The following is a 25,370-nucleotide window of genomic DNA, read 5'->3' as shown; positions in this document are numbered from 1 at the left end:
CGATCAACTGCTTGTAACTCATGGTATCTACTCTTGTTTTTTGGCGATTACAGAGTACCACCAACAGGCAGTTGATCTCTTCTCACCGTTTAACCATGAGTGGTGCACTTATTATCTGAATTCGGGGACACTAGAAAGTGCAAATCATACAGCTGAGCTCACCAAGCAACTCTTAAAACAAACTGTAGAATTTTGGTCTATCAACAGAACCTTATTATCGAACCTTCAATTTAGTATTAATATTAGTGCCAATGAACTCAGTGATGTTAGTCTTCCTGAAAAACTTGAGCGCATATGCACCGATGCTTCCATGCCCACTTCACAGATCACCCTAGAGCTAACGGAAAGTAATATTATTAACAATATACGTTCTTCGTTGGATGTTCTTTTACGGTTTAAACTAAAAGGCTTTAAATTATCAATTGATGATTTTGGAACAGGCTATTCTTCAATGAAGCAACTTAATGAGCTTCCCTTTGATGAACTCAAAATTGATCGCTGTTTTGTCAACGGAAGTGCCGAAGACCCAAGTAAAAAAGCAATAGTAGTAAGTACCTGTGAAATCGCCCATAAACTCGGTTTAGATATTGTAGCCGAAGGTGTTGAGAAGTTTGAAGATCTTCTATTGATAAAAAACCTTGGTGTTAAGTCAATTCAGGGGTTTTATTACTTTAAGCCATGCACTCAAACTGAGTTTTTACAACTATTTCAGCAAAATAAAGAAGTTACTTACTCAAATTCTTTATAAAACGACTAGTAAATGAGCCACTATCAATGCAAATAAAAGTCGACCACGCGCAAAGAAGACCAAAAGTTATCATTTTATGTGACAAACCTACAGAGTTAGCTGGTGCAGTAGAAGTACTTTCTTCTCAAGTTGATGAATTTAGAACACTAACAAGCCATAAAGATGCTGAAGAGGTTATCGCTACCACAGAGCCAAAGCTCATTATTCTTGCCAGAGAGAGTGTCTCAAAAAGCATTGAAAGTTATAAATTACTTGCTGAGTCTGGATTATTAAATTATCCGCACGAAAATATTCTACTATGCGAAAATAAAGAGTCAGGGATCGCTTTTAAATGTTGTATTAAGGGTATTTTTTCTGATTACTTTGTTTATAAACCTATGTACGAAAATTATCGCTTTAAGATGATTTTACATAACGCACTAAAACGAACTCAAAGCCAAACTGAAGTCAATAAACTCAGAGATGAACACTTTGGTAAAATTGACGACGATTTAAAAAACTTAATTGATGAAGCTGCTAGTTATCGCAGTCAAGCCACTGAGACTTTAAATAATGCCCGTGAAAAGCTGAATAATCATAAGGGTATAAATGTCTTACAAGACCAATTACTACAAGACCTACAAAAAGAGCACCTGTCACCGTTAATAGACTCTTTAGAGTCTCAGCTTGAAAAAGTAGCTGAGGAGCTTAAAAAGAGGTTACAAGAAAGACGCTTTTCTCTTGCTGAACTTGCTGCGTTATTAAATGAAAAAGATAATTCTGACACAGCTGAAACCGTTCAAGAAACAAAAAATAAAACTGCTGAAATGAAAGATAAACCTTCTCCCATTCCATCAGAACAGCATAGTACCCTCTCTGAGACGCCACAAAAAAAGAGCGATATAAAAATTATGGTGGTAGAAGACAACGAATTTTACAGGGAAATGGTATCGAGGATTTTGATTGGAGAGGGATATCAGGTCGTCAGTGTTGAAAGCGGGCTAGATGCAATAAAAAAACTGAAAAAACAGCGCTTTTCACTCGTGTTACTAGATTTATTCATGCCTAATTTAGATGGGTATAACACAACTAAAAACTTACGCAGTATCCCAAATTGCAAAAACCTGCCAATTGTTGCAATTAGTGCCAACAAAAATAAAGAGATCATTCGCAAGTGGGCAACCCTTGGCTTAACTGCCTACATTACCAAACCTTCCACAAAGTCTTCTTTGTTAAAGGCAGTTGATAAAGCATTACTGCAAACAATATAACCAGCCCGTTTTTAATCAAAAACGAGCTGGTTTAGTATTTTATGCAAAATTAGAAATCTAAGTTTGCTAAAATTTCATCATCAACGTTATTCGATAAGGTCACTTTAAGTTTAGGTGTACGAGCCATTTCACGTTTAATCGCAAAATTAGCTTCTTCGTTACGCGCCCAACTACGACGAGCAATACCGTTATTCACATCAAATAATAGCATAGATTTCAAACGGCGCTCGGCAGCTTCACTACCGTCTAGTAGCATACCAAAACCACCGTTGATCACTTCGCCCCAACCTACACCGCCACCGTTGTGAATAGATACCCAAGTAGCGCCGCGGAAACCATCACCAATTACATTGTGAATCGCCATGTCTGCTGTGAAGCGGCTACCATCATAAATGTTTGATGTTTCGCGGAAAGGTGAGTCCGTACCACTTACGTCATGGTGGTCACGCCCAAGTACAACTGGCCCTATCTCGCCACGATTAATGGCATCATTAAAGGCTTTAGCGATTTCAGCGCGGCCTTGTGCGTCTGCATAAAGAATACGAGCTTGCGAGCCAACAACGAGCTTGTTTTGCTTCGCATCTTTGATCCAAGTGATGTTGTCTTGCATTTGCTGTTGGATCTCTTCAGGCGACTCCGCCATGATTTTATTTAAAACGTCTGCAGCAATCGCATCTGTTTTATCAAGATCTTCTGGTTTACCTGAGGTACATACCCAGCGGAACGGGCCAAAACCGTAGTCAAAACACATTGGGCCAAGAATATCTTGTACGTACGATGGGTATTTAAAATCAATACCATTGTCGGCCATTACATCGCCACCAGCGCGTGATGCTTCTAACAAGAACGCATTACCGTAATCAAAGAAGTAAGTGCCTTTTGCCGTGTGCTTGTTAACAGCATCAGCGTGGCGTTTAAGTGTCGCTTGTACTTTTTCTTTAAATACTTCTGGCTCTTCACGAATTAAACGATTTGACTCTTCATAGCTGATATCAACCGGGTAGTAACCGCCTGACCATGGGTTATGAAGTGAAGTTTGGTCTGAACCTAAGTGAATGAAAATATCTTCTGCTAAGAAGCTTTCCCATACATCAACCACGTTCCCGATAAAGGCAATTGAAACTACTTCTTCATTTTGCTGAGCCGTACGTACACGCTCAACAAGCTCTGGCATGTTATCAATTAGCTCATCAACCCAACCTTGTTGATGACGTTTAGTAGCCGCCTTAGGGTTAACCTCAGCACACACAGTAATACAATTAGCAATGTTACCCGCTTTAGGCTGCGCACCACTCATACCGCCTAAACCAGCAGTTAAGAAAATTTTACCTTTTGGTGATTCGCCTTTTTCAAGTACTTTACGGAATGCATTCATTACGGTAATTGTTGTACCGTGAACAATACCTTGTGGGCCAATGTACATAAATGAACCCGCAGTCATTTGACCGTATTGAGTTACACCTAGTGCATTGAATTTTTCCCAGTCATCCGGCTTTGAATAGTTCGGGATCATCATACCGTTTGTCACAACCACGCGCGGTGCTTCTACTGATGATGGAAATAACCCCATAGGGTGACCCGAATACATGTGCAGCGTTTGGTCTTCTTCCATTTCGCTTAGGTACTTCATGGTTAATAAGTACTGTGCCCAGTTTTGGAATACCGCACCGTTACCACCGTACGTGATTAGCTCTTCAGGGTGCTGTGCTACTGCTGGATCAAGGTTATTGTCGATCATTAACATGATAGCGGCAGCTTGTTCGCATTTAGCTGGGTAATCGCTGATTGAGCGCGCTTTAAGTTCATAGTTAGGCTTAAAGCGATACATGTAAATACGGCCAAATTGCTTAAGCTCAGCGGCAAATTCGACGGCTAATTCTTGATGCCATTCTTTAGGGAAATAACGCAATGCGTTACGAATTGCTAATTGCTTTTCGTCAGCTGATAAAATGTCTTTACGTTTTGGAGCTCGGTTTGCATCACTTGGATACGGTTTTGGCTCTGGCAATACGCTTGGGATACCTTGCTTAATTTGTTCTTGAAAAGTCATTATTTGCTCCCTTAGTTAACTTTAAACGCTTGCGATTTAACAAGTGCAACCATGGCATCAATGTCTGGCTTAAGTAAGCGGTCTTCTTCTAGTTTGGCAACTTTGCTGCGAATGAGCGCAAAGTTTTCTTCAATGATGTCTGAACACTTGTTAGGACGTCTAAATTCGATTGCTTGCGCTGCATACATCAGCTCAATAGCAAAGATTTTATCAAGGTTACCTAAAATCTGGTTTAACTTACGACCAGAAATACTACCCATAGATACGTGATCTTCTTGGCCCATTGATGTTGGTACGCTGTCTGCTGATGGCGGGAAACACAATGATTTATTTTCTGTTACCAGTGCCGCAGTCACATATTGCGGGATCATCATGCCTGAGTTTAAGCCACCCGATGTGGTTAATAAACGTGGTAAGCCGTGTAAACCTTCAAGCAATAAATAACAACGACGATCAGCAATGTTACCAAGCTCAGCCGCAGCTATAGATGCATAATCTAAAGCCATAGCTAATGGTTGACCATGAAAACCACCACCCGAAATCGCTTCTTCCTCACTAATAACAATTGGGTTATCAGTCACTGAGTTCATTTCTATCTCTGCAAGCTCTTTTAAGTGGTAATACGCATTGCGTGACGCACCATGAACTTGTGGAATACAACGTAATGAGTAAGGGTCTTGAACACGGTCACAATCAGTGTGTGAAGCCATGTTTTCAGATCCTGCAAAAAAGCTACGCATACGCGCTGCAACTTCAACGTTACCTTTAAAAGCACGAATTGCGTGTAACTCTTCACGGAACGGCGATTCGCTACCCTGCATACCTTCAATACTCATAGCACCTGCGATATCTGCAAGGTCTAATAAGTAACGCATTTTAGTAAGTGCAGTAATGGCATGCGATAAAATAAACTGAGTACCGTTAATTAACGCTAAGCCTTCTTTAGCATGTAATTCTAAAGGCGCTAAACCGTGCTCTTTTAATACCTCTGCTGCTGGTTTGATTGTGTCGTTTACCCAAAACTCACCTTCACCTAAAAGAGGTAAGAATAAGTGTGATAACGGTGCTAAGTCGCCCGATGCGCCTACTGAGCCTTGCTCTGGTACTACAGGGATAATATCAAGTTCAATAAACTTAAGCATACGCTCAACAACGGTTAAACGAATACCTGAAAAACCTTGGCTTAATGCATGTACTTTGGTGATGAGCATCAGCTTTGAAATAGGTTTAGCGATTGGCTCACCCACACCAACAGCGTGTGTGATCAATAAGTTCTTTTGTAATAAGTTGGTTTCTTCTGGAGAAATTTGTGTATCACACAATGGGCCAAAGCCTGTATTGATACCATAAATGGCTTTATCTGAGGCAGCCATTTTGTCTACGTTTTGGCGGCTTTTATTAATTTTATCAATAGCTTCTTGGCAAAGTTCTGCCTGTAACGTACCGGCTGCAATAGCATTAACGCTGTCTAACGTTAATTGGTCAACACCATACTTAAATGTCATTTATAACTCCTAAAGAACAGGATTTAGTTTTATTTAGATGGAGTCTAGCTTGCTCTAGTTGTTTTACAAATGCATAATTATCGTTACTCATTCCAGATTTATCGAACTAAAAGAAGTGCTATGCAAGTTCATGACGTAGATCTGCGCTTATTGCGCGTTTTTGTAGCAATTGTTGAGTGTGGCGGGCTTTCAGCCGCAGAGTCACGTTTGAATATTGGCCGTTCAACAATCAGTGCGCATTTATCTGATTTAGAAGTAAGGCTTGGCATTAAATTATGTAAACGTGGCCGCAGTGGTTTTGAAATTACAGACGCTGGTGCCATCACTTATCAGGCATCGATTGAACTGCTTCAGCAATGCGAAGCCTTTGCTAATACCGTAGCAAGCTCTAAAAACGAGTTATCGGGGCGTTTAAGTATTGCCATGATTGATACCATGGTCAGCGACCCACGTTGTGCCATTCCCCGCGTAATCGCAAAGTTAAAAGGCAAAGGTAAAAACATTCAGTTCGATATTAATGTGTGCGAGGCACGAGAGGTAGAAACCGCAGTAGCCAATGGCCGTTCATTAGTGGGAATTGGTGTTAGCCGCCATCATATTCGCGGGTTAGATTACACCGCCCTACACAACGAAACTAACTTTTTGTATTGCGCAGTGGGTCACCCATTATTTGAGTGTGATGACAAACAAATAAATGAGCTCATTAAAGAAGCCGAAGTCATAACCAGTAACTACATGCGCGATAAAGAAAGCCGAAACGACGGTTTAAACTATCAAAATAGTGCTGTTGCTTATCACGATGAAGGTATCGCACATTTGATTTTATCGGGTGAGTTTATTGGTTATTTACCCGACCACTACGCACAGTTCTGGGTTGATAAAGGTATTTTCAAAGCTATTCAACCGAGTAAATATCACTACGATATTCCTGTGGTATTGATCACCTCAAAAACAAATGCCAGCTCGCCTCTAGCAAACGCCATGATTGACGAAATTAAGCGTTGTTACGCGGTTTAGTTTTAAGTTCTTTAATTAGCACGAGACTAAACGCGATTATGGCAAAGTTTGTAGTCACAGGATTAAACGCTTCGATTAAAAGTGCGGGCTGTAAAACGGCAACAAACAGCATTAGCCCAACTAAGGCAGCTATATTGAGAATATTGATTAAGATTGAACGGTAAAAGATAAAAAACAGCACGGCAAATATAATTTCACCTATGCCAGCTGCCCGAGTAATGAGCATTGAAATTTCAGCATTAAAACCAAAACTTGCCGTCATTTGTTGTTCTAAGGGGGCAATATGAATTAGTTTTGGCATCAGCCCATGATAAAGCCAACAAAAGCTGATAATAAATCGAGCGATGTGAATCGTACTTAAATGCTTCATTGGGTAAGTTTAGTCTGTGTGCTCTGATATTCAGAGCACACAGTATAGCTTATAAGCTAGTAGGTTTACCGAAACGATTCTCAGCTTCATCACCCGCTAAAAAACCATTTTCAATTAACGCCCAGATACCACCAATAACGGGAACTAAGCCAATCAGTACCCACCAACCTGATTTATTACGGTCATGCCAGCGCTTTACTTGAACCGCAAGCGAAACCCACATAAGTGGGATATAAAAGATGAGTGTGATCACAGAAATTGCTGTTTCATTACCCGCTGTTAATAATGCGACTAAGAACATAAAAACAAATGAAGCTACAATAATACCTAAGAAAGAATACCAATAGGTTTTTCTAGGTATACGACCATTAAAAGAAAACAAAATTTCTTTCATCGTTAAAGTGGTAGTTTCTGTTGATGCCGAAGCTAGGTTTGCTTCTGGGGCTTGATATACGTTTTCTGACACTGTCATTTCCTTTGATATGTGTTGTAGCAAACCGAATTAATCTAGTCTGCTGATTTATGTTGTTAATAGTGCTGAATTAAGCATGAATAATATAACACAAAATGATTGGATTTGGGTACTAAGAAATTGCTGGTAAGCTTTAGACAGGTATGTACTAGGCCATAAAAAAGCACCCTTAGGTGCTTTTAATTAACTCGGTTGTTGCCAATATTTGGCGTATAAATTAGGGTAGGTTTGTTTTAAAAACTTGGCTTTATCTTTAAAGCGTTTACCTTTTGGTTGCTCAAGGCCTGATGGTACAAAGGGTAATTCATCATCATTACGCTCTTCGTAAAGCATACCGGCAATTAAATCGTATTCATCTAAATACGGGTAAGGCTGTTCGTTTAAATGATAAACTGGCGTACACTCAGCAATTGAATCTGGGTTTTCAAGTGCCTTTAAAAAAGCCTGTTCACCACGTGAAATAAGCCAACATAAAAACTCAGAAAAGCCATAATCGTCGTTACAACCGGCCATTACATAAGCGGCACCAAATAAGTCCCAGGTATAGGCTTTGCGCATACGTAGGTTAAACTGCTTATCAAATTCCATCAGCTGCTGGTCAGATAAATTAGTCAGCTTTGCTTTTAATGTATTACAAACAGACTCAGGCTCGGCAGTTTTATCTTCGGCGGTTACGAGTTGCCAAAATTCACTTTCGCTTAAAACACTCATGATAAAATCTCTTTCACGCGCCCTACTTGACCATCATCAAGCTGAACTTTAATACCATGCGGGTGGTTTGGGGATTTAGTTAAAATACGTGACACCACACCTTGAGTTAACTGACCTGTTCGTTGATCTTGTTTTAATACAATGTTGACTTCGCAGCCAATTGAAATTTGTGAACGCGTAGGCACTGCCATTGCTATATCTCTTTCAATAATTTTTGCCGATTATAGCCATTTGCCGCTGGCTTACCAAATTAAACCTGTTTGATTGGGCTGTTTTTAAGCAGCGCCTTTGGCAATACCTCATTCAAACGTTCGATGATGGCTTCAGCTTTACCTTTTATTTGAAAGTCATAGCCTTGGCCGTTGCCATCTAATATGACGGCTAAATAGTTATCAGCAACTTTCAATTGCGTAATACGGCTTAATTCAAGAGTCTTTTCTTGCTCGCCATAATACACCTGCTTAACCGTAAGGCTTGTGTCTGTTGCAGTGAGTGTTTTACTAAGCGCTGTTTTGGCTGCAAATTTTTCTGTTGAACGATAAGCCTGCACCATAAACCCGATTGCAAATATAAAACCGGTAAAACTTGAAATAGGTAATGAGTCTGATTGCAAGCTGTACACACCTATACAAATAAATAACATAGCAAGCGCTAGATTTAACCTAACCATCTGTTTAGGGGTTAAATTTAAGTACATTATTATTCCTTTAAAAACGCAATTGCTTTTGCATTGATAGCTAAATCTATTGCACTCAATTCTTTGATAATTAGACTGCTAATTAACTGGGTTTGCTCAGTGTTTATCGGCAGCTCTTTACAATAACAACTTACTTTTAGTGATTGCGGTAGCTTTTTTAGGTCAGCAGTATGCGTTAACCATGAAAATTCGTGTACATGCTCTTTTGCTTGTTCGCAGGCTTGCGTTAAAGCCTCTCGGATAGCCTTATCTAGGCGCTTTTCAGTTTTAGTCATGTTCTGCTTGTTGTTTTTTAAATTCTTCGTAGCTATCTTGCTGGCGCTTTACACACTCATGGTACTCTTTATCTGCCATATGATTGCATTCACTTAAGCGCGCTGATTGAATTTCATGATAACGGGCATCTGAGCTACACGCTGATAAAACCACAGCAAGCGTTGCAATCACGGCCAATTTTAAAGCATTAAAAAACATTAAATTTCCTTTATGTAGTTATACATTGGTGCTGCGTTTTCCTGTATATTGCGGGGGTTTAAATATTATAACCAAAGGGTTCTATATGATGTTGTCGCAGTTACAAGAGCTGTTTCAGCGTATCGATAAAAGTAAAATTTTTCAATCATTTGTTATTGCTGTCATTGTTATTTCAGCGCTAACAGTGGGGGCACACACTTACTCATTACATCCAACTGCCGAGCTTGCCTTACACTGGATGGACTTAGGGATTACAGTATTCTTTTTAGTTGAACTGGTGATCCGTTTTATTGCCAGTCGTGGCTTTAAAGATTTCTTCAGCAAAGGCTGGAATATTTTCGATTTTATTATCGTGGTTGGTAGCCTTTACCCTGCTGCTGGCTCAACCCTTTTCATCGCCCGATTATTGCGTATTTTCCGCGTATTGCGACTAGTGTCGATGATCCCAGAACTTAGATTGCTGGTTAACTCGCTTCTAAAAGCGATTCCGCAAATGGGCTATATCGCCCTGCTTATGTTCGTGATCTTCTACATTTATGCCGCCATGGGTAGCATGCTGTTTGCTGACATTAACCCAGTATTGTGGGGCGATGTATCAATTTCTATGCTAACCCTATTTAGGATTGCAACATTTGAGGATTGGACCGATGTTATGTATGAAACGATGGCTGTGTATGAACTCAGCTGGATTTTCTATCTAACGTTCATCTTCTTAACGGCCTTTGTATTTTTAAACATGATGGTTGGTGCGATTTTAGAAGTTATGTCTGAAGAGCATCGTAACGCCCGTGAAGAGCAAACATCTGATGCCGACATGCCAGCAACCAAAGGGCAAATTGCGCAGCTACAAGCTGAAATGGCCGAACTCAAACAACTATTGAAAGAAAAGCAGTGACGTTTTTGGAGCTAAGCTTTTTAGATAATAGTTTTTAGCTATTAGGCGCTAGGACCTAGACCCTAGCGCCTTTTTTACCCTATTTTTTCTACCTTCCATGGTGGGTTTAAGCGGTTTTCTCCGGCCCAATATAATTTAATTTTATTCCCTGATGGGTCTTTTAGAATTGCTTCCGTCCATAAATAACGCTGGGCGGTAGGTGGCTGTTCAAAGCGAATGCCTTTTTCAACAAGGCTTACATAGAGCTCATCGAGCTGCTCATGTTCAAAATATATTACCGCACTATTACTAAATTCTTCAGTTTCTAATGACAGCGAAAATGTGGCATCACCATCTGGGCATTGAAAGCGCGCGTAATGCGGGGTATCCACTATCTGAATCATTCCCAGTTTTAAGTAAAAAGCCACCGCTTCATTCATATCCTTTACAGGTAACGTCACCTGATTGAGATTCATTTGCTACTCCCATGTAATGCTTTATTCGTTGCTTCAGCATATCGCGTTCATTAAATTAAGAAAAGATAAGTGACGAGTTAGCGAGTTACAAGTTGTGAGAGTAAAGTTAGCAAGTTAGCAAGTTAGCAAGTTAGCAAGCCACAAGGTGAAAGTTTGTAGGAGGCGTTTCAACGGCGAACATCTAAATTCACGGCTGAAGCCGTTCCTACATGATTCGTCGTGGGCGTGAAACTTGTTTCGCGCGTTTGTAGGTCGTGCTTTAGCGCGTAATTTGAAAAATGTTCAAGGTTTTGTCGCCATAAATGACGACCTACACCAATATCACCTTTCGGCTTGGGAGCCGATTCAAAGCCTAACATTATATTGCTCACGGCTAAAGTCATTCCTACACAAGTTCCATGTGCAATATTGGAAATGGTTTACCCATATCATCTAAGGGCGAGCGTGAGGCAACTTTAAAGCCCATATGCTGATAAAAGCCAACTGCAAGTGGGTTTTGCTCATTAACATCCACTTTGTTGACAGCTAATTGCTCAATTGCATAGTTCAGAAGTGCTTTACCAACCCCCTTACCTCTTGCGGCATCTAAAATGAACAGCATTTCTATTTTGCTATCGTGTACACCAACGAAGCCTAAAATTGTTTTATGTTCACTCTTAATGCACTTTAAAGTTACGTTGGGAAAAGCTTGCTCAATAATAATTGGCTTAAAAAAGGCGATGTCGTCTTCTGTTATAAAATCATGGGTCGCTCGTACTGAGTTTTCCCACACATCAAGTAGCTCTGGATAATCATCAGAGTTCACACTTTCTATTTTCACTGTAATCCTTTTTTATCATCAAGTACTTTATGTAGTTCGGTTAATGATAAAGATTTATAAAAGTACCAACCTTGGACTTGATGATCAGAATTATATTCTTTTATAAAGCTGTATTCTTCAACCGTCTCAACACCTTCAAAAATGACCAGACGATTTAGATTTGAAACCAGAGACATGATGGCTAATACCATATCCTTTTTGAATTCATCTGTGATCGATTGGGTAAGTATTTTATCAATTTTAATGATATCGAAGTTAATCTCTGTCAGCCAAACAAGGTTAGATACCCCGGTTCCAAAATCATCAAGTGCTATGACGAAGCCAAAATCTTTTGCCCTTGTCGCAAAATCAGATAACTCTTTTAGAGGCAAACCTATACGCTCCGTTATTTCAATTTTAACTTGCTGAGGTTTTATCTGATACCTAACACAAAGCTTATTCAAGCGGTCTAAATATTCTGGAGTCTGAATTTCATAAGCATTTACATTAATGGCAACTGTGAATTCTGGGTCACGATGCAAAATCGGGGAAAGCTCTATGAATGCTCGTTTAACTGAGTCATATGCCAACTTTGAGTACAAACTTAACTGCTCAGCAATACTTAAAAATAGTTCAGGTGATACGTTTCCATGAACCGCGTCTTTCCACCTAACCAAGCTCTCAACACCGACAATTTTACAATTTTTTAATTCAATAATTGGTTGGTACTCTAGATATAAATCGCCGCTTTGAATGGCCTTACGCAGCCTAAATTCGATTGAATGATTCTTATCTAAAAATGAAATGATAGAGTAAGTAATTAAAAAGCTGACTAACCCGATCAAACAAATAAGTAATGCAGATACATACGCAGGTAAATAAAGTAATCCAGGACGATTATTCGTTGTTTCAACACAGTATTGAAACTTTTTACTACATTTTTCTAATACCTGAGATTTCAAAAAAGTATTGTTTTTTAATTGGTACTGCGACGAGTAATTATGAAAAGTATGCTGCTTATTTTTTGACACAATTTTATAAGAAAACCCCTTATCTAAATGATCAAAACTCTTAAAAGGCTGATTGATAGTAAAAGCAATAACGTTATCTTTTTTTGTAATGTCATATTTAGCCGGAACAGGGAAAATACCTCCAACTTTAGCAGCAAATTGATAACCAGAAGGTGAATGATAAAAAACCCCTTCAAGTAAAAAAGGAGCGTCTAATAATCCCCAGTTAGCTGAACACAAAACCCTATCATCAAAAATCAATCCTAAATCATGGGTGTATTCATATTTTGAAAGAATTATACGAAGTTCGTTTATTGTCGTTGCATCACACTGACTCGGTGATATTGATGAAACATCTTGCATCGAAGCCGCTAAATCACTCGATATGCTTTCTGCTTTCAATAATAAAGAATTGGCAAACTGTTTTTGGTAATTTAGTTGTAGATAACTAACAATGAGGTGAAAGGAAAAGATAAAAAAAACCATGATAAAAACTATATAGATAGTTTGTTTATTATTGTTTGTCTTTAATGGTTTTCCTTTCATGCGTAACTTATCTTTTAGTTATATCATTACAAAAAACTAAACCTTAATTACCATTAAATCAACAAGTTCCAATAAAAAAGGAACAGAAAATCTGTTCCTCATATAGAAAATGCATTTTGACCCAATTTTAACTACACCTTAAATTTACCGACTAGGTCGGTAAGTAGATGAGATAGCTGATTCAACCGCTCGCCATTTTCACGCGCTCCCTGTGCAATATCACTAACATCGTCAGCGGCGTTTTTAATTTCTACAACATTACGATTAATATCTTCAGCTACGTGCTGTTGTTCTTCGGCTGCGGTCGCTATTTGTGTGTTTAAATCACTTATATTAACGATTGAAGCAGTAATTTCGCTAAATTGCTGCTGTGCAGAATGCGCCAACTCAACTGTTTTATTTGTGCGGTTCAAGCTGGTTGTCATTTCTTTAGACACCTGATCAGACATCTTGCGCAACGTATCGAGTTGACTTGCTATTTCTTCTGTTGACTCTGATGTTCTTTGCGATAACGCTCGGACCTCGTCAGCAACAACAGCAAATCCTCGACCATGGTTACCGGCACGTGCAGCCTCAATAGCTGCATTTAGCGCTAATAAATTAGTTTGTTCAGCAATGCCACGTATAACACTGAGAATCGACATGATGTTTTCACTTTCAGCATCGAGTTGGTTTATATCTTTAGTTGCTTTGGTGATCACTTCTGACAAAGATACAACGCTATCAACCGTCTCAGTAATAACACTTTGTCCAAGTTCAGAGGCTTGTTGAGTTTGCGAAGCAAGTTCGGCTGCATTTGCACAACTGGCAGAAACCTCATTTGCTGTTGCCGCCATTTCATTAATAGCTGTTGCCGCCATTTCAAGAGCTTGCTGTTGTTGAGATGTTGAACCTGATAATTGAGAAGCTTGTGACGAGGTGTGTGCAGAAGTCTCACTAACATTCTGTGCGCAGTCATTAATTTGCTTAACCAAGTCCGATATCAAGTTCAAAAATAAATTAAAGCTGTTTGCTAGTTTTGCTGTTTCATCGCGTGTTTTAATAACTAAACGCTTAGTTAAATCACCTCCACCTTGGGATATCTCCGTAAGGCCATCACTTACCTCAACAATAGGTGCAGAAATTAATTTAGAAATATAGCTAGCAACAAGAATGAATACAGCAATCAGAATTGCACTGATGACTAAAATGGTAATAGTCGTTGCGTTTGCTGCACTCATTACTTCAGATTTTTCAACTAGACCTATAAATTTCCAGCCTAGCTTTTGCGAAGTATAAATATTAGCCAAGTAATCTTTGCCATTAATGTCTATTTCAAACTGACCATGATTGTTATTGGCAAGCTGTTTGTATTTACCATTATCAATCTGGCTTAATTGTTTAAACCGATAATCAGCATTTTTAACATCAACCAGCACATTGCCGCTATCTTCAATCAGCATTAGATAGCCGGTTTCACCAAGTTTAATGTTAGCAATAATATCTGTAAGGCCCTGCAAAGAGACGTCCATGCCCTGTACGCCAATAAACTCGCCAGCTTGTTTAATGGCTTTTACTGTGGACACTATAACCATGTCATCTGCCGCCCAATAATAGGCATTGGTTCTTACTGTTTTACCATTTGCTGCTTTACCCGTTTTATACCAAGGCCTAACTCTTGGGTCATAATTTGCTGTCACTTCACCCTCTGGCCATTGAATATAACCACCTTGCTCGTTCCCCATGTAGATGTAAGCAAGGCCTGGATGGGTTTTGCCAAAATGATCAAATAAGTTAAAAGCGGTTTTTTCTGTGTTACTGCCATTTACGTGATCAAGTTTCACTGAATTAGGCGATTGCATGTGGGTTTTAACGCCTTGTTCGGCGTCTAAAATAGCGGAATGAGAAGCAAGATAATCGACGTTTTTCTCTATTTCGTCAAAAAACATACTAATGCCGTTATCGACTTGTCTCGCCTCTCGTTCACTTAGTTCAGCGAAATTATCTAATGCCTGCTGTCTTAATTGAGTAATGACTAAAACGGCAATAATTATAAGAGGAAGCGCAATGGCCGACGCAAAAGATAACTTTAATTTTTTAGAAATGTTCATGGAGAGTTCTCAGCTAGATACTTACGAAAATATAGTTAATCACTTAACTTTCATCAAGCTATTTAACTTATATCTAGTACAACTAAACCACCATTGATAGATTAATAAAATAAGCAATAAGAATTGATGTGTACCTACACTTTATATTGACACAAACTTGTAATGTACTAACTTTAAATATTGTGATTAACACGATTTTAACAACAATGGACTTAGCGGTTTCCAACCAATTGGCAGCATTTGCAGGAAGCAAAATTGCTGCCTATTCTTCTCTTGATTTAATAAACAGCAGTAAGTTTAGATAGTATTAAAACAACTTAGCGTAGTAAGTCTTACTGAATCGATAAATCAGCTAGCGTCTAGATTGCCTATCCCTACCCCATATTTAAGCATATAGCGAAGTAAAGCTTGGGCATCAGGGTGTTTATCTGCCCTTAACCCTGTTACAACACCTTGTTGATCCGCCGCCGATTTATGCTGGCCTAACTTCTCTTTTGCCTGAATTGAATCAAGTTCGATTTTAATACCCACTATGCCACGGAGTAACTTAGCTTGATAATCAGCTGGCAACAAACTGGTGTCGTTTAAAATACTTGGTTCGTATTGGCTAATTAGCTCATCTAGGCAGGCTAAGGTGTTGTCATCATCGAGGTATTCTACTTTGCCCTGGGCATGAACCGCAGCGTAGTTCCAAGTCGATACAGCTGGCTTCTCACTATACCAAGTCGGTGAAATATAACTATGTGGGCCATTAAAAACCACCAATACACGGGTATCTTGCAAGCTTTTGCCATGACGATTTGCCCGTGACACATGACCATATAAGGTACCAAACTCGCCCTCATCGGGTTTATACACTAATGGTAGATGGGTTGCCTCAAACTCACTATCAACCATCAATGCAAAGCTGTAGGTTTTGATGAACTGCGATACTCGCTCTGGTGTCATTTTCCATTTATTAGGGGTGTGCATTACTTTCCTTTAGTGCTAAAAAAGGCCAGCAAACTGCTAGCCTTAATATTGAGTTGTGTGATTAATGTTGACCATCAACAATAATGCGTAACATACGACGAAGTGGCTCAGCAGCCCCCCATAGCAGTTGGTCACCCACTGTAAACGCACTGATGTACTCTGGGCCCATTGCTAATTTACGAATACGACCTACCGGAATAGACAGTGTGCCGGTTACTTTTACAGGTGTTAAATCAGTTGATGTAATGCCACGATCATTCGGGATCACTTTGACCCACTCATTGTGAGAAGCAAGAATTTCTTCAATTTGCTCAACGCTAATGTCTTTGCGCAGCTTAATTGTCATTGCTTGTGAGTGACAGCGCATTGCACCAATGCGAACACATAAGCCATCAACAGGGATAGGTTGTTCGCTGCTGCCTAAAATTTTGTTCGCTTCAACTTGCGCTTTCCACTCTTCTTTACTTTGACCGCTTGGCATTGGTACATCAATCCAAGGAATAAGGCTACCTGCTAGAGGCACACCAAACTGGTCTTGCGGTAAATCGCTTGAGGCAATTTTTTCGGTGACTAACTTATCAATCTCAAGAATCGCAGCATTTGGATCTGCAAGTTTGTCAGCAACAGTTTCGTGAATTGCACCCATTTGCGCAATTAACTCTTTCATGTTGCGAGCGCCTGCACCAGACGCCGCTTGATATGTCATTGGGCTTACCCATTCAATCAAGTCTTGCTCAAATAAACCGCCTAGTGCTAATAGCATCAGTGATACGGTACAGTTACCGCCCACATAGGTTTTAATACCTTGCTCTAAACCCGCACTGATAACGTCTTTGTTTACTGGATCTAGCACAATAATACTGTCGTCACTCATACGCAGTGCCGATGCCGCATCAATCCAGTAACCTTGCCAACCTGATTCACGTAATTGCGGGTAAACGGCTTTGGTATAGTCACCGCCTTGGCAAGTAACAACAATATCCATCTTCGCAAGCTCAGCGATATCATTGGCATCTAAAAGCGGTTTAGCAGGACCCGCAAGATCAGGACCTAATTGACCGGTTTGTGAGGTGGTGAAAAAAGTCGTGTCGATATTAGAAAAATCATTTTCTTGCTGCATACGTTCTAATAACACAGAGCCAACCATGCCCCGCCAACCGACTAATCCTACTTTTTTCATTGTTTGTTCCACTGTTTGATTCATTCCAATTACCTAAACTGTTAAAAATTAAAGTCCATTGCGTGAGAGTTTAATTTTTACAGAAGTAATCTAGCATTGCGGCCCAAGCAAAACCAGCGCTAACCGAGTAACATCAAAATTTTTCATCTTAGCATTGGACATGCGTCTGGTAGCACTAAGTTTAGCGCACCAGCATGCACTTCAAAACGTTGTTGCTTTGAGGTGATTGGCTCGCCATCTAAGTTTATTGGCATTTCTGTTTGTGTTTGCCATTCAAGCCAAGGCACTTGAAAGCGTTTTACCCACTGTTGTGATGAGTTAGGGTAATTGCTGAGCTCTTCGATAACCGCTGGTACATCTGAAATTGCAAATGAGGTAAACGCCACTAAATCAATCAAGCCATCATTTATGTACGCATGGGGCGCAAGGGGCTGACCACCACCCGCTTGGCGTCCATTACACACGGCAGCGGCAATAATATCGCCCGAAGTTCGCTCACCATCAGGCAGCGTTAACTCGCCACTGTACGGCACAAAACTTAGCGCTTGTACAAGCCCTGCCAAGGTATACGCGCCACCACCGAGTAAGTTTTTCAGTGCAGGCGGTGTGGTTGCGGTAATTTTTGCCCCAAAGCCAGCACTGGCTACATTTACGAAATAACGCTTATCAACCTCTACCGTATCAATTGCATACGGCTGACCCTGTGCGGCAAGATTAAGCGCTGGCAAGTACCCGTGAGGAATATTAGCGGCTGTAGCAAAATCATTTGCTGTGCCCATAGGTAAAATTGCAAGCTCTAAACGTTGTGACTTTTCCAGTTTCATTAATGCATTAACGGCTTCATTAACGGTGCCATCACCACCAGCTACGACAATACGTTTTACACCTTCTGCGACGGCTTCATTAATAAAGCGCTCAATGTCACCGCCTTCATAGGTAACTCGCACCGCAAGTGGCTGACGAGTTCGAAATTTACCAATGGCATCACGAAGCTGCTCATCAGCCGCTTTTTTACCATTTATAATTAACCGTAAGTCCATTTTTAATCCCTGTTTAAACACGTTGAACTACCATAACACGCAATGGTTTATAGACAAAAAAGCCCTGCTAGTGCAGGGCTAAATCAACGTTAGGATTTATTATTGTATCCTTCCTTGGGGAGTTTAATTAAAACTCGTAGCTGAAGCCTAAGCTAAACTTAGTGCCTTCTTCTTTCTTCCAAAGCGATAAACCTTCTTGTTCAATTTCTTTATCTTGACCAAGGATGTTTTCAATTTTGAACTTAACTTTTGTGTTGAAGTTCGGGAAGTAAGAGTAAACTAAATCAAGCGAATGGAATGGCTTCTCTTCAGCATCTTCATTACCGCGAGTACCTGGAACAATAATACGTGGACCAAACACGTTATAGACAAGTGATGTCGAATGGAAACCATCCGCAGAGTCATAACCCATCTGTAAGTTTGCTACCCACTCAGAGTGACCCACTAAACGGCGCTCATCATTAGTAACAATGTTAGACACTGTATCTGCATCAAGTGCATCTTTTAACTGCTGCTCAAACAACGAATCAACGCCGTCAGAATCATTGATACCTAGTTTCACACTTGAATCAGATAGCGTAACGTTACCCGACAAGAACACACTCGACCAATCTGCACTGATAAAGCTAAAGTCAGTCAAGAAATCAACTTCAATACCCGTTAACTCACCAGATTCAGCGTTTGCAGTTAATAACTGTGGCGCAGCGCCACCTACACCTGCAAGCTCTACCATTTCAATAGGGTTTGTAATGTCTTTGTAGAACAATGCAACTGATAGGTTATTACCCGATGCCATATACCATTCAAAACGGAAGTCAGCATTTTTCAGTTTTGAACTTTGTAATGTCGGTGAACCACGAACTAGGAACTCTGTTAATGGGTCAACGAAGAACGTAGAACTTACATCACGCATATCCGGACGAATCGTTGTTTCGCTTAAATTTAAACGAAATTGCATTTCTTCATCCATGATATAAGTCACAGCTAAAGACGGATAAAAATCATCTTCTTTGATTGCTACTTCAGCTAGCTCTTCTGTTGTCGCATCAAATAAATTACTGTGAGCCTTAAATGGAACCGATACTTGGGCAAAATCTTCCCAGCGAACACCACCAGTAATACGCCAAGTATTATTGATGAAATAATCAGCCATAAAGTAATAAGCATCTAACTTATGCGCCGCACTGTATTTATCACCGTCTGTTGTTCTGTCATCAAAAATGCCAGAACCGGTTGAACTTGCGTAAAAAGCATCATTGTTGATGTTATCGTAAGCAAAAATTTCATCTAAACGTGAGCCATAGGTAAAATCATCAGCAATACCACGGTGCGTAATACCAAATGTCGTATTATTTGCAGTACGTGTTTTCTCTGAGAAATCGCCACCCACTTTTAGTTCAAGCTCATAGCCTTCACCATAAAATGGCATGCCCATGTTCCAACCCCAAGTATCAACTTCATCATGAAGAACTTGGAATTCACGGGTTACGTTAGTAGCTGAAACATCTTGTAATTGCTCAGAAACAAACGAACCATCGTCGTAGTTACGTTGGAAAACAGCGTCTACACCACCTGGTGCATCACGATTTGCACGGCTTGTGCCGGCATACCAATCAACAAACAAGTTGTTAAAGTCGATAAAGTTGTGTGTGCCTTTTAATTGGCTAGAGAACATTTCACGCTCTTCGTACACAACATCAACGCGACGAAGGTCACGAACACCTTCTTCAGTTTCGTTGGCATCATAGAAATTACGATTACGAACACGGTCACGCATGTCATGCAGTGCAATGTTTGTCATCTCAATTTTATGGTTTGAATTAAACTCATAACCAATATTGAATGTACCACTCCAACGCACATTTTGTTCCGTTGATGTGCCATCGTAATACTGAGCAAAACACTTGTCTTCACAACCTAAGCTGCCAAGGTTAGTACCACTTTTTTCTTGTGCTACTTCCCACTCATTTTCGTAAGAAACAGCGGCAAGTACACCAAACGTACCCATTTCACTTTCAAAGCGGTCGCCTAGCGACACTGAAAAGCTCATTTCAGGATCAACGTCTTTTTCTGTTGCCGAAATATTCCAATCAAGTGACGACATCAATGCTTGGCGCTCAGCCAATGTTGTATTGATATCACCTTCTAGGCCAGTGCCATAAAAGGCATTAATTATTTCAGTAGGTAACGCACGAGTACCATCATCACGGCCCATCCAGTCATCATCGCCACCTTCATAAAAGTAGCCTGTATCACTGTTATTGGTGTTGTAAGAAGTACCAATGTCGACTTTAAACAAAAAATCAGTCGGGATTGATTTTGTTCTAATATTTACGTTACCACCACCAAAATGCGCAGGCATATCGGGTGAAAACGATTTTTGAACGCTTAAACTTTCAATAATATCCGATGGGAATAAGTCAAGCGGTACAACTGAGCGAGTTGGATCTGGACTTGGCACATACATACTATTGAGCTGAGTACTCGAATATCGCTCACCTAAACCACGAACATAAATGAACTTGCCATCAACCAGTGTCAAACCTGTTACACGACGAAGTGCCGATGCAGCATCGCCATCACCAGTACGAGAGATTTGCTCTGCACCCATGATATCAGCAACAAACGCTTGATTTTGACGCTCTTGAAGAACCGCGCCAGCACTCCCTTTTAAACGCTGTCCTACAGCAACCACTTCTTCAATTTCTTGTGCTTCATCCGCTGCGTAGGCAGTATTCATCGATAAGCCTACTAATGCTGCAAGCACTGCGTGATTTATCTTTGAACGCACAAGTTTAGAGGGGGTAAAAGATTTCATTATTATACTCCGAAAACAAAACTAGAAGCTGGCCGGGGTCTTCCCCCGACCATGGATTAGAAGGGCTTAGTTAAGACCTACTTTTACCCAACCTGCTGTCCAGTCTGTTTGCGCGTCCATTGCACCGATGTAATCTACTTGGTCGAAGAAGCTATTTAGGCTTGAAGAATCAAAACCACTACCAAGTAGTGCTGATTCTGCGCTTGGTTGATAACCGTTGTCGCTAAGACCTAACATAGCTGCGTCCATGATAGAGTTACCTTCTTGGCCTTCGAACCAAGATTGAACATTACCCGTACCAATTGCTTGGCTTGAGAAGTTATTATCTGCTGTACATGCAACTACTGAGTGGCTGATAGTAAGTGAACCATCTTCAGCGCGAGGAGCTGAATCCGCACCCACTCGTAAGCAGTTTTTATAACCTTCACCACCTGTTACTACTACGTTTTTAAGCATACCCGCAGTACCTGCACGTAAACGGATACCGTTTACACCATCTGCACCGATGATAGTTACGTTAGAGATAGTAGGTGTAGTTAAAGGTGATGCATTTGAGTCAAACTCTGAGTTATCAGCTTCAATTGCATTATCACCTTCTGAAGAAAACTGCTTGATTAATACATATTGTGCATTACCAGTCCAACCGAATGACCAATCTAGCGAGTCATCACCGATGTTTGTCAGTACTAAGTGGCTGATGCTTGCAGTACCACCGAAGAACTCAACACCGTCATCCAGGTTTTCGTGAACGTGGATATAATCAAGTTCAGTTTGGCTACCAACACCTGCAAGTGAAATACCGTTAAGCTCATCACCGTTACCAAGTGTTTTACCTGCTTGTTTTACAACAACATACTTAAGTGTACCTGAGTTATCTTCTGGTTGGTTACCACCGAATTGACCAGCATCACCTTCTGCAGCAACACCACAGTTTGCAAGTTCATCAGCTGTTGTTTCACCCACTTGGTCACCACAAGAGTTAGCTGGTGCGTTACCAAGAAGTACCACACCACCCCATTGGCCAATGCCCGTTTCAGCACCTGTCATATCTTGGATTGATGTCATCACGATTGGTTGAGTTGCAGTACCTACCGCTTCAATCTTAGAATCACGACGAACAACTAAGAAGTCATCACCGCTTTCACCGATTAGCGTTGTACCAAATTGAACATAAAGAGTAGCACTATCAGTGCGGTCACCACCCACTGCTGTACGACCTTTAAGGATCCAGTGAGCATCGTTAGTTAGAGTTACGTCAGATGTGAAAACAACATCTTGCGCTAGTTGATACACTGGCTTATCGGTAATTTGTGGGAAGCTTGCAGAAACATCAGTCGCTAGACCTTGTTCCATTGCGTTTGTGATATCTGTAGGGAAGCTAGGGTTAACAGCAACTGTCCAACCTTCCATCCAGTTATTGTCACCGTCAAATGCGCCAATGTAGCTTGTTTTAGTGAAGAATGGGTCAAGGTCCGACGCATCAACACCTGCTCCTAATAGCGGCGAGCTTGATTTAGGTGTAAAACCATCTGTAGCAAGGTTTAATGTCGCTGCAGTAAGTGTTTGGTTACCAGTTTGACCTTCGAACCAAGATTGAACATTACCAGAACCGATTGCTTCAGAACCGAAGTTATTCTCTGCATTACATGCTACCACTGAGTTTTCGATAGAAAGCTCACCAGACTCAGCATTTGCTACAGAGTCAGAACCTACACGTAGACAGTTTTTGTAACCGTCAGGACCAGTGATAACCATGTTACGGATAACACCCGCTGTACCTGCACGAAGACGAACACCGTTTTTACCGTCAGCACCAACAATCGTTACGTTTGAAAGTAATGGCTTAGTTAATGGTGTAGCGTTTGAATCGAATTCAGAGTTATCTGCTTCGATTGCATTGTCACCTTCAACAGATGATTGTTGGATATATACGTTTTGTGCACGACCTGTCCAACCAAATGACCAGTCAAACGCGTCATCACCAATATCAGTTAGTACAACGTTACGAACGTTTACAGTACCACCGAAGAACTCGATACCATCGTCAAGATTTTGGTGAACTTGGATGTATTCAACTTTTGTTTTAGAACCAACACCCGCGAATGAAATACCATTTAGCTCATCGCCGTTACCTAATGTTTTACCTGCGTGTTTAACAACAACATAACGAACAACACCTGAGTTGTCTTCAGCATCGTCACCACCAAATTGACCTGCATCACCTTCAGCTGCAACACCACAGTTTGCAAGCTCCTCCGCTGTTGTTTCACCTTGTTGGTCACCACATGAGTTAGCCGGTGCATTACCAAGTAATACTAAACCACCCCATTGACCGATGCCTGTTTCTGCACCTGTCATATCTTGGATAGATGTCATAGTAATTGGTGCTGTTGCATTACCATTAGCATTGATTTGTGAACCACGACGAACAACTAAGAAGTCATCACCTGTTTCACCGATTAATGTAGTGCCTGCTTGAACATATAATGTTGCGCTATCGGTACGGTCACCACCCACTGCTGTACGACCGTTTAAGATCCAGTGAGCGTCATTTGTTAATGTTACATCTGCTGTGAAGGTTGTATCTTCAGCTAAACGATAAACAGGCTTGTCAGTGATTTGTGGGAATTCAGATGAAACGTCTGTCGCAAGACCTTGCGCCATTGCATTTTCGATATCAGTTGGGAAGCCACCATTGATAGCAACAGTCCAACCTTCCATCCAGTTGTTTGTTGCGCTAAATGCACCGATTTGACCATTTGCTAATAATGGTGAACCAGCTAAAGGCATATAACCATTATCATCTAGCATTAAATCAGCCGGTGTTAGAGTTTGGTTACCATCTTGGCCTTCAAACCATGCTTTTACAGTACCGCCATTAATGGTTTCACTACCGAAATTATTCGCAGGTGTTTGACAAGCAACAATAGAGTTAGTGATAGTGAGTGAACCATCTTCAGCGCGAGGAACTGAATCAGAACCAACACGTAAACAGTTTTCATACGTTGCAGGGCCTGTAATGAAAACGTTTTTCAGCATACCTGCAGTACCTGCACGTAGACGAATACCATTGTTACCTTCAGCACCCACGATTGTTACGTTTTCAATAGTAGGGTTAGTCAGTGGTGTAGCGTCGGAATCAAACTCAGAGTTATCCGCTTCAATCGCGTTGTCACCTAAGTTCGCAGCTTGTTGAATATATACGTTTTTCGCTGTACCAGTCCAGCCAAATGACCAATCTAGTGAGTCATCACCAATGCTTGTAAGTACCACGTTGCTTACGTTTACTGTACCACCAAAGAACTCAATACCATCATCTAAGTTTTCGTGTACTTGAATGTAATCAACAGTAGTTGCAGAACCAACACCTGCAAATGAAATACCGTTTAATTCGTCACCATTACCCAGTGTTTTACCTGCATGTTTAACAACTAAGTATTTCAATGTACCTGAGTTATCATCTGCAACGTTACCACCGAATTGACCTGCATCACCTTCTGCTGCAACACCACAGTTTGCAAGTTCGTCTGCCGTTGCTTCGCCTTGTTGGTCACCACAAGAGTTTGCTGGTGCATTCCCAAGAAGAACTAAACCACCCCACTGACCGATAGACGTTTCAACATTAGTCACATCTTGAATCGAAGTCATTGTGATTGGCTGGCTTACAGTACCTACCGATTCGATTTGTGAACCACGACGAACAACTAAGAAGTCGTCACCCGATTCGCCAATTAATGTAGTACCTTGTTGGATGTAAAGAACAGCATTATCAGCACGATCGTTACCAACCGCTGTGCGACCATTTAAAATCCAGTGAGCGTCATTTGTTAACGTCACATCTGCAGTAAAAGTAGTATCTGCTTTCAAACGGTAAACTGGCTTATCAGTGATCGTTGGGAATTCTGAAGAAACATCTGTCGCTAAACCTTGTGTTAAGGCATTTTCGATGTCAGTTGGAAAACCTGTTGTCGCATTTTGAGAATCATCACGACCTGACTGATCGCCGCCGTTATCACCATTGTCACCACCGTTATCGATGATATTAGTGATGTTATCGCCTTCATTTACAGTGGTGTCGCCTTCTTTAACGACTAAATCACCACCACAACCAGCTAAAGAAACTGCAGCAGCTACCAGACTAACTTTGAATAAGTCAGATAATTTCATTGTTCACTCCGTTAAGATAGATATTTAATTATTGTGTTAGCGCATAAACTCAAGTCACCGAAAAGCACTGAAACTTAATGCTTTTGGGTCACTTGAGTTTTAAA

General features: G+C 40.7%; 23 protein-coding genes. 4 read left to right on the top strand and 19 right to left on the bottom strand.

Features of this window, described 5'->3' with window-relative positions:
- Both NH454_RS11670 and NH454_RS11665 read left to right on the top strand, forming a co-directional pair.
- On the top strand, positions 1-748 hold a 748-nt coding region (locus NH454_RS11670), incomplete at its 5' end, for an EAL domain-containing protein (RefSeq protein WP_253039168.1).
- A 26-nt stretch (positions 749-774) separates the two neighbouring features.
- A complete protein-coding gene (locus tag NH454_RS11665; protein WP_253039167.1) occupies positions 775-1,998 on the top strand; it encodes a response regulator in 1,224 nt (407 codons plus the stop codon).
- 49 nt (positions 1,999-2,047) lie between these two features.
- Here NH454_RS11665 and NH454_RS11660 read toward each other — a convergent pair whose 3' ends face one another.
- Together NH454_RS11660 and hutH are read right to left on the bottom strand one after the other, a co-directional pair.
- Complete coding sequence (locus tag NH454_RS11660) at positions 2,048-4,048, bottom strand: urocanate hydratase (RefSeq protein ID WP_253039166.1); 2,001 nt, start codon at positions 4,046-4,048, stop codon at positions 2,048-2,050.
- An 11-nt stretch (positions 4,049-4,059) separates the two neighbouring features.
- The gene (gene hutH, locus NH454_RS11655; protein WP_253039164.1) at positions 4,060-5,553 is read right to left on the bottom strand and encodes a histidine ammonia-lyase; all 1,494 of its coding nucleotides are present in this window, start codon (positions 5,551-5,553) and stop codon (positions 4,060-4,062) included.
- A 120-nt stretch (positions 5,554-5,673) separates the two neighbouring features.
- Between hutH and NH454_RS11650 the strand changes: the two genes are divergently transcribed.
- Complete coding sequence (locus tag NH454_RS11650; RefSeq protein ID WP_253039163.1) at positions 5,674-6,570, top strand: LysR family transcriptional regulator; 897 nt, start codon at positions 5,674-5,676, stop codon at positions 6,568-6,570.
- On the opposite strand, the gene NH454_RS11645 is transcribed toward NH454_RS11650, so the two are convergent.
- The 7 genes from NH454_RS11645 to NH454_RS11615 all read right to left on the bottom strand — a co-directional run bounded on the left by NH454_RS11645 (position 6,548) and on the right by NH454_RS11615 (position 9,294).
- The gene (locus NH454_RS11645) at positions 6,548-6,940 is read right to left on the bottom strand and encodes a DoxX-like family protein (protein ID WP_253039162.1); all 393 of its coding nucleotides are present in this window, start codon (positions 6,938-6,940) and stop codon (positions 6,548-6,550) included. The genes NH454_RS11650 and NH454_RS11645 overlap by 23 nt on opposite strands.
- A gap of 49 nt (positions 6,941-6,989) precedes the next feature.
- A complete protein-coding gene (locus tag NH454_RS11640; RefSeq protein WP_199775193.1) occupies positions 6,990-7,406 on the bottom strand; it encodes a DUF805 domain-containing protein in 417 nt (138 codons plus the stop codon).
- Positions 7,407-7,595: 189 nt separating this feature from the next.
- Positions 7,596-8,123, bottom strand: coding sequence for a DUF4240 domain-containing protein (locus NH454_RS11635; RefSeq protein WP_253039161.1), 528 nt, complete (start codon positions 8,121-8,123; stop codon positions 7,596-7,598).
- Entirely contained in the window at positions 8,120-8,314 is a 195-nt protein-coding gene (locus NH454_RS11630) for a YwbE family protein (protein WP_036971837.1), read from the bottom strand. The genes NH454_RS11635 and NH454_RS11630 overlap by 4 nt, the downstream gene beginning before the upstream one ends.
- 59 nt (positions 8,315-8,373) lie before the next feature.
- Positions 8,374-8,820 carry a hypothetical protein gene (locus NH454_RS11625; protein ID WP_253039160.1) on the bottom strand — a complete coding sequence of 149 codons (447 nt, stop codon included), beginning with the start codon at positions 8,818-8,820 and terminating at the stop codon, positions 8,374-8,376.
- A 2-nt stretch (positions 8,821-8,822) separates the two neighbouring features.
- The gene (locus NH454_RS11620) at positions 8,823-9,095 is read right to left on the bottom strand and encodes a hypothetical protein (RefSeq protein WP_188729840.1); all 273 of its coding nucleotides are present in this window, start codon (positions 9,093-9,095) and stop codon (positions 8,823-8,825) included.
- On the bottom strand, positions 9,088-9,294 hold the full coding sequence (locus NH454_RS11615; protein WP_063707355.1) for a hypothetical protein: 207 nt from the start codon (positions 9,292-9,294) through the stop codon (positions 9,088-9,090). Before NH454_RS11615 ends, NH454_RS11620 begins: the two co-directional genes overlap by 8 nt.
- Before the next feature lie 88 nt (positions 9,295-9,382).
- On the opposite strand from NH454_RS11615, the gene NH454_RS11610 reads away from it, so the two are divergent.
- Positions 9,383-10,189 (top strand): ion transporter, encoded by an 807-nt coding sequence (locus NH454_RS11610; protein ID WP_171038308.1) that lies wholly within the window; start codon positions 9,383-9,385, stop codon positions 10,187-10,189.
- Between the two features lie 74 nt (positions 10,190-10,263).
- On the opposite strand, the gene NH454_RS11605 is transcribed toward NH454_RS11610, so the two are convergent.
- The 10 genes from NH454_RS11605 to NH454_RS11560 all read right to left on the bottom strand — a co-directional run bounded on the left by NH454_RS11605 (position 10,264) and on the right by NH454_RS11560 (position 25,266).
- On the bottom strand, positions 10,264-10,644 hold the full coding sequence (locus tag NH454_RS11605; protein WP_253039159.1) for a VOC family protein: 381 nt from the start codon (positions 10,642-10,644) through the stop codon (positions 10,264-10,266).
- A gap of 167 nt (positions 10,645-10,811) precedes the next feature.
- Positions 10,812-11,015 carry a hypothetical protein gene (locus tag NH454_RS11600; RefSeq protein ID WP_253039158.1) on the bottom strand — a complete coding sequence of 68 codons (204 nt, stop codon included), beginning with the start codon at positions 11,013-11,015 and terminating at the stop codon, positions 10,812-10,814.
- 14 nt (positions 11,016-11,029) lie between these two features.
- Positions 11,030-11,464, bottom strand: coding sequence for a GNAT family N-acetyltransferase (locus NH454_RS11595; protein WP_253039157.1), 435 nt, complete (start codon positions 11,462-11,464; stop codon positions 11,030-11,032).
- Positions 11,461-12,999 carry an EAL domain-containing protein gene (locus NH454_RS11590; protein WP_253039156.1) on the bottom strand — a complete coding sequence of 513 codons (1,539 nt, stop codon included), beginning with the start codon at positions 12,997-12,999 and terminating at the stop codon, positions 11,461-11,463. Before NH454_RS11590 ends, NH454_RS11595 begins: the two co-directional genes overlap by 4 nt.
- 131 nt (positions 13,000-13,130) lie before the next feature.
- A complete protein-coding gene (locus NH454_RS11585) occupies positions 13,131-15,089 on the bottom strand; it encodes a methyl-accepting chemotaxis protein (RefSeq protein ID WP_253039155.1) in 1,959 nt (652 codons plus the stop codon).
- Positions 15,090-15,437: 348 nt separating this feature from the next.
- Positions 15,438-16,061: an FMN-binding negative transcriptional regulator gene (locus NH454_RS11580; protein WP_253039154.1), complete on the bottom strand. Its 624-nt coding sequence runs from the start codon at positions 16,059-16,061 to the stop codon at positions 15,438-15,440.
- 61 nt (positions 16,062-16,122) lie between these two features.
- The gene (gene asd / locus NH454_RS11575; RefSeq protein ID WP_253039153.1) at positions 16,123-17,265 is read right to left on the bottom strand and encodes an aspartate-semialdehyde dehydrogenase; all 1,143 of its coding nucleotides are present in this window, start codon (positions 17,263-17,265) and stop codon (positions 16,123-16,125) included.
- Between the two features lie 119 nt (positions 17,266-17,384).
- The gene (yegS, locus tag NH454_RS11570; RefSeq protein ID WP_253039152.1) at positions 17,385-18,281 is read right to left on the bottom strand and encodes a lipid kinase YegS; all 897 of its coding nucleotides are present in this window, start codon (positions 18,279-18,281) and stop codon (positions 17,385-17,387) included.
- A gap of 127 nt (positions 18,282-18,408) precedes the next feature.
- Entirely contained in the window at positions 18,409-21,099 is a 2,691-nt protein-coding gene (locus tag NH454_RS11565) for a TonB-dependent receptor plug domain-containing protein (RefSeq protein WP_253039151.1), read from the bottom strand.
- 66 nt (positions 21,100-21,165) lie between these two features.
- The gene (locus tag NH454_RS11560; RefSeq protein ID WP_253039150.1) at positions 21,166-25,266 is read right to left on the bottom strand and encodes a hypothetical protein; all 4,101 of its coding nucleotides are present in this window, start codon (positions 25,264-25,266) and stop codon (positions 21,166-21,168) included.
- Between the last annotated feature and the right edge of the window lie 104 nt (positions 25,267-25,370).

This window comes from Pseudoalteromonas sp. Ps84H-4 (genome assembly GCF_024124645.1).
Classification (GTDB): domain Bacteria; phylum Pseudomonadota; class Gammaproteobacteria; order Enterobacterales; family Alteromonadaceae; genus Pseudoalteromonas; species Pseudoalteromonas lipolytica_C.
The sequence above is the reverse complement of the archived record's forward strand: the minus strand, read 5'-3'. Positions and strand labels throughout refer to the sequence as shown.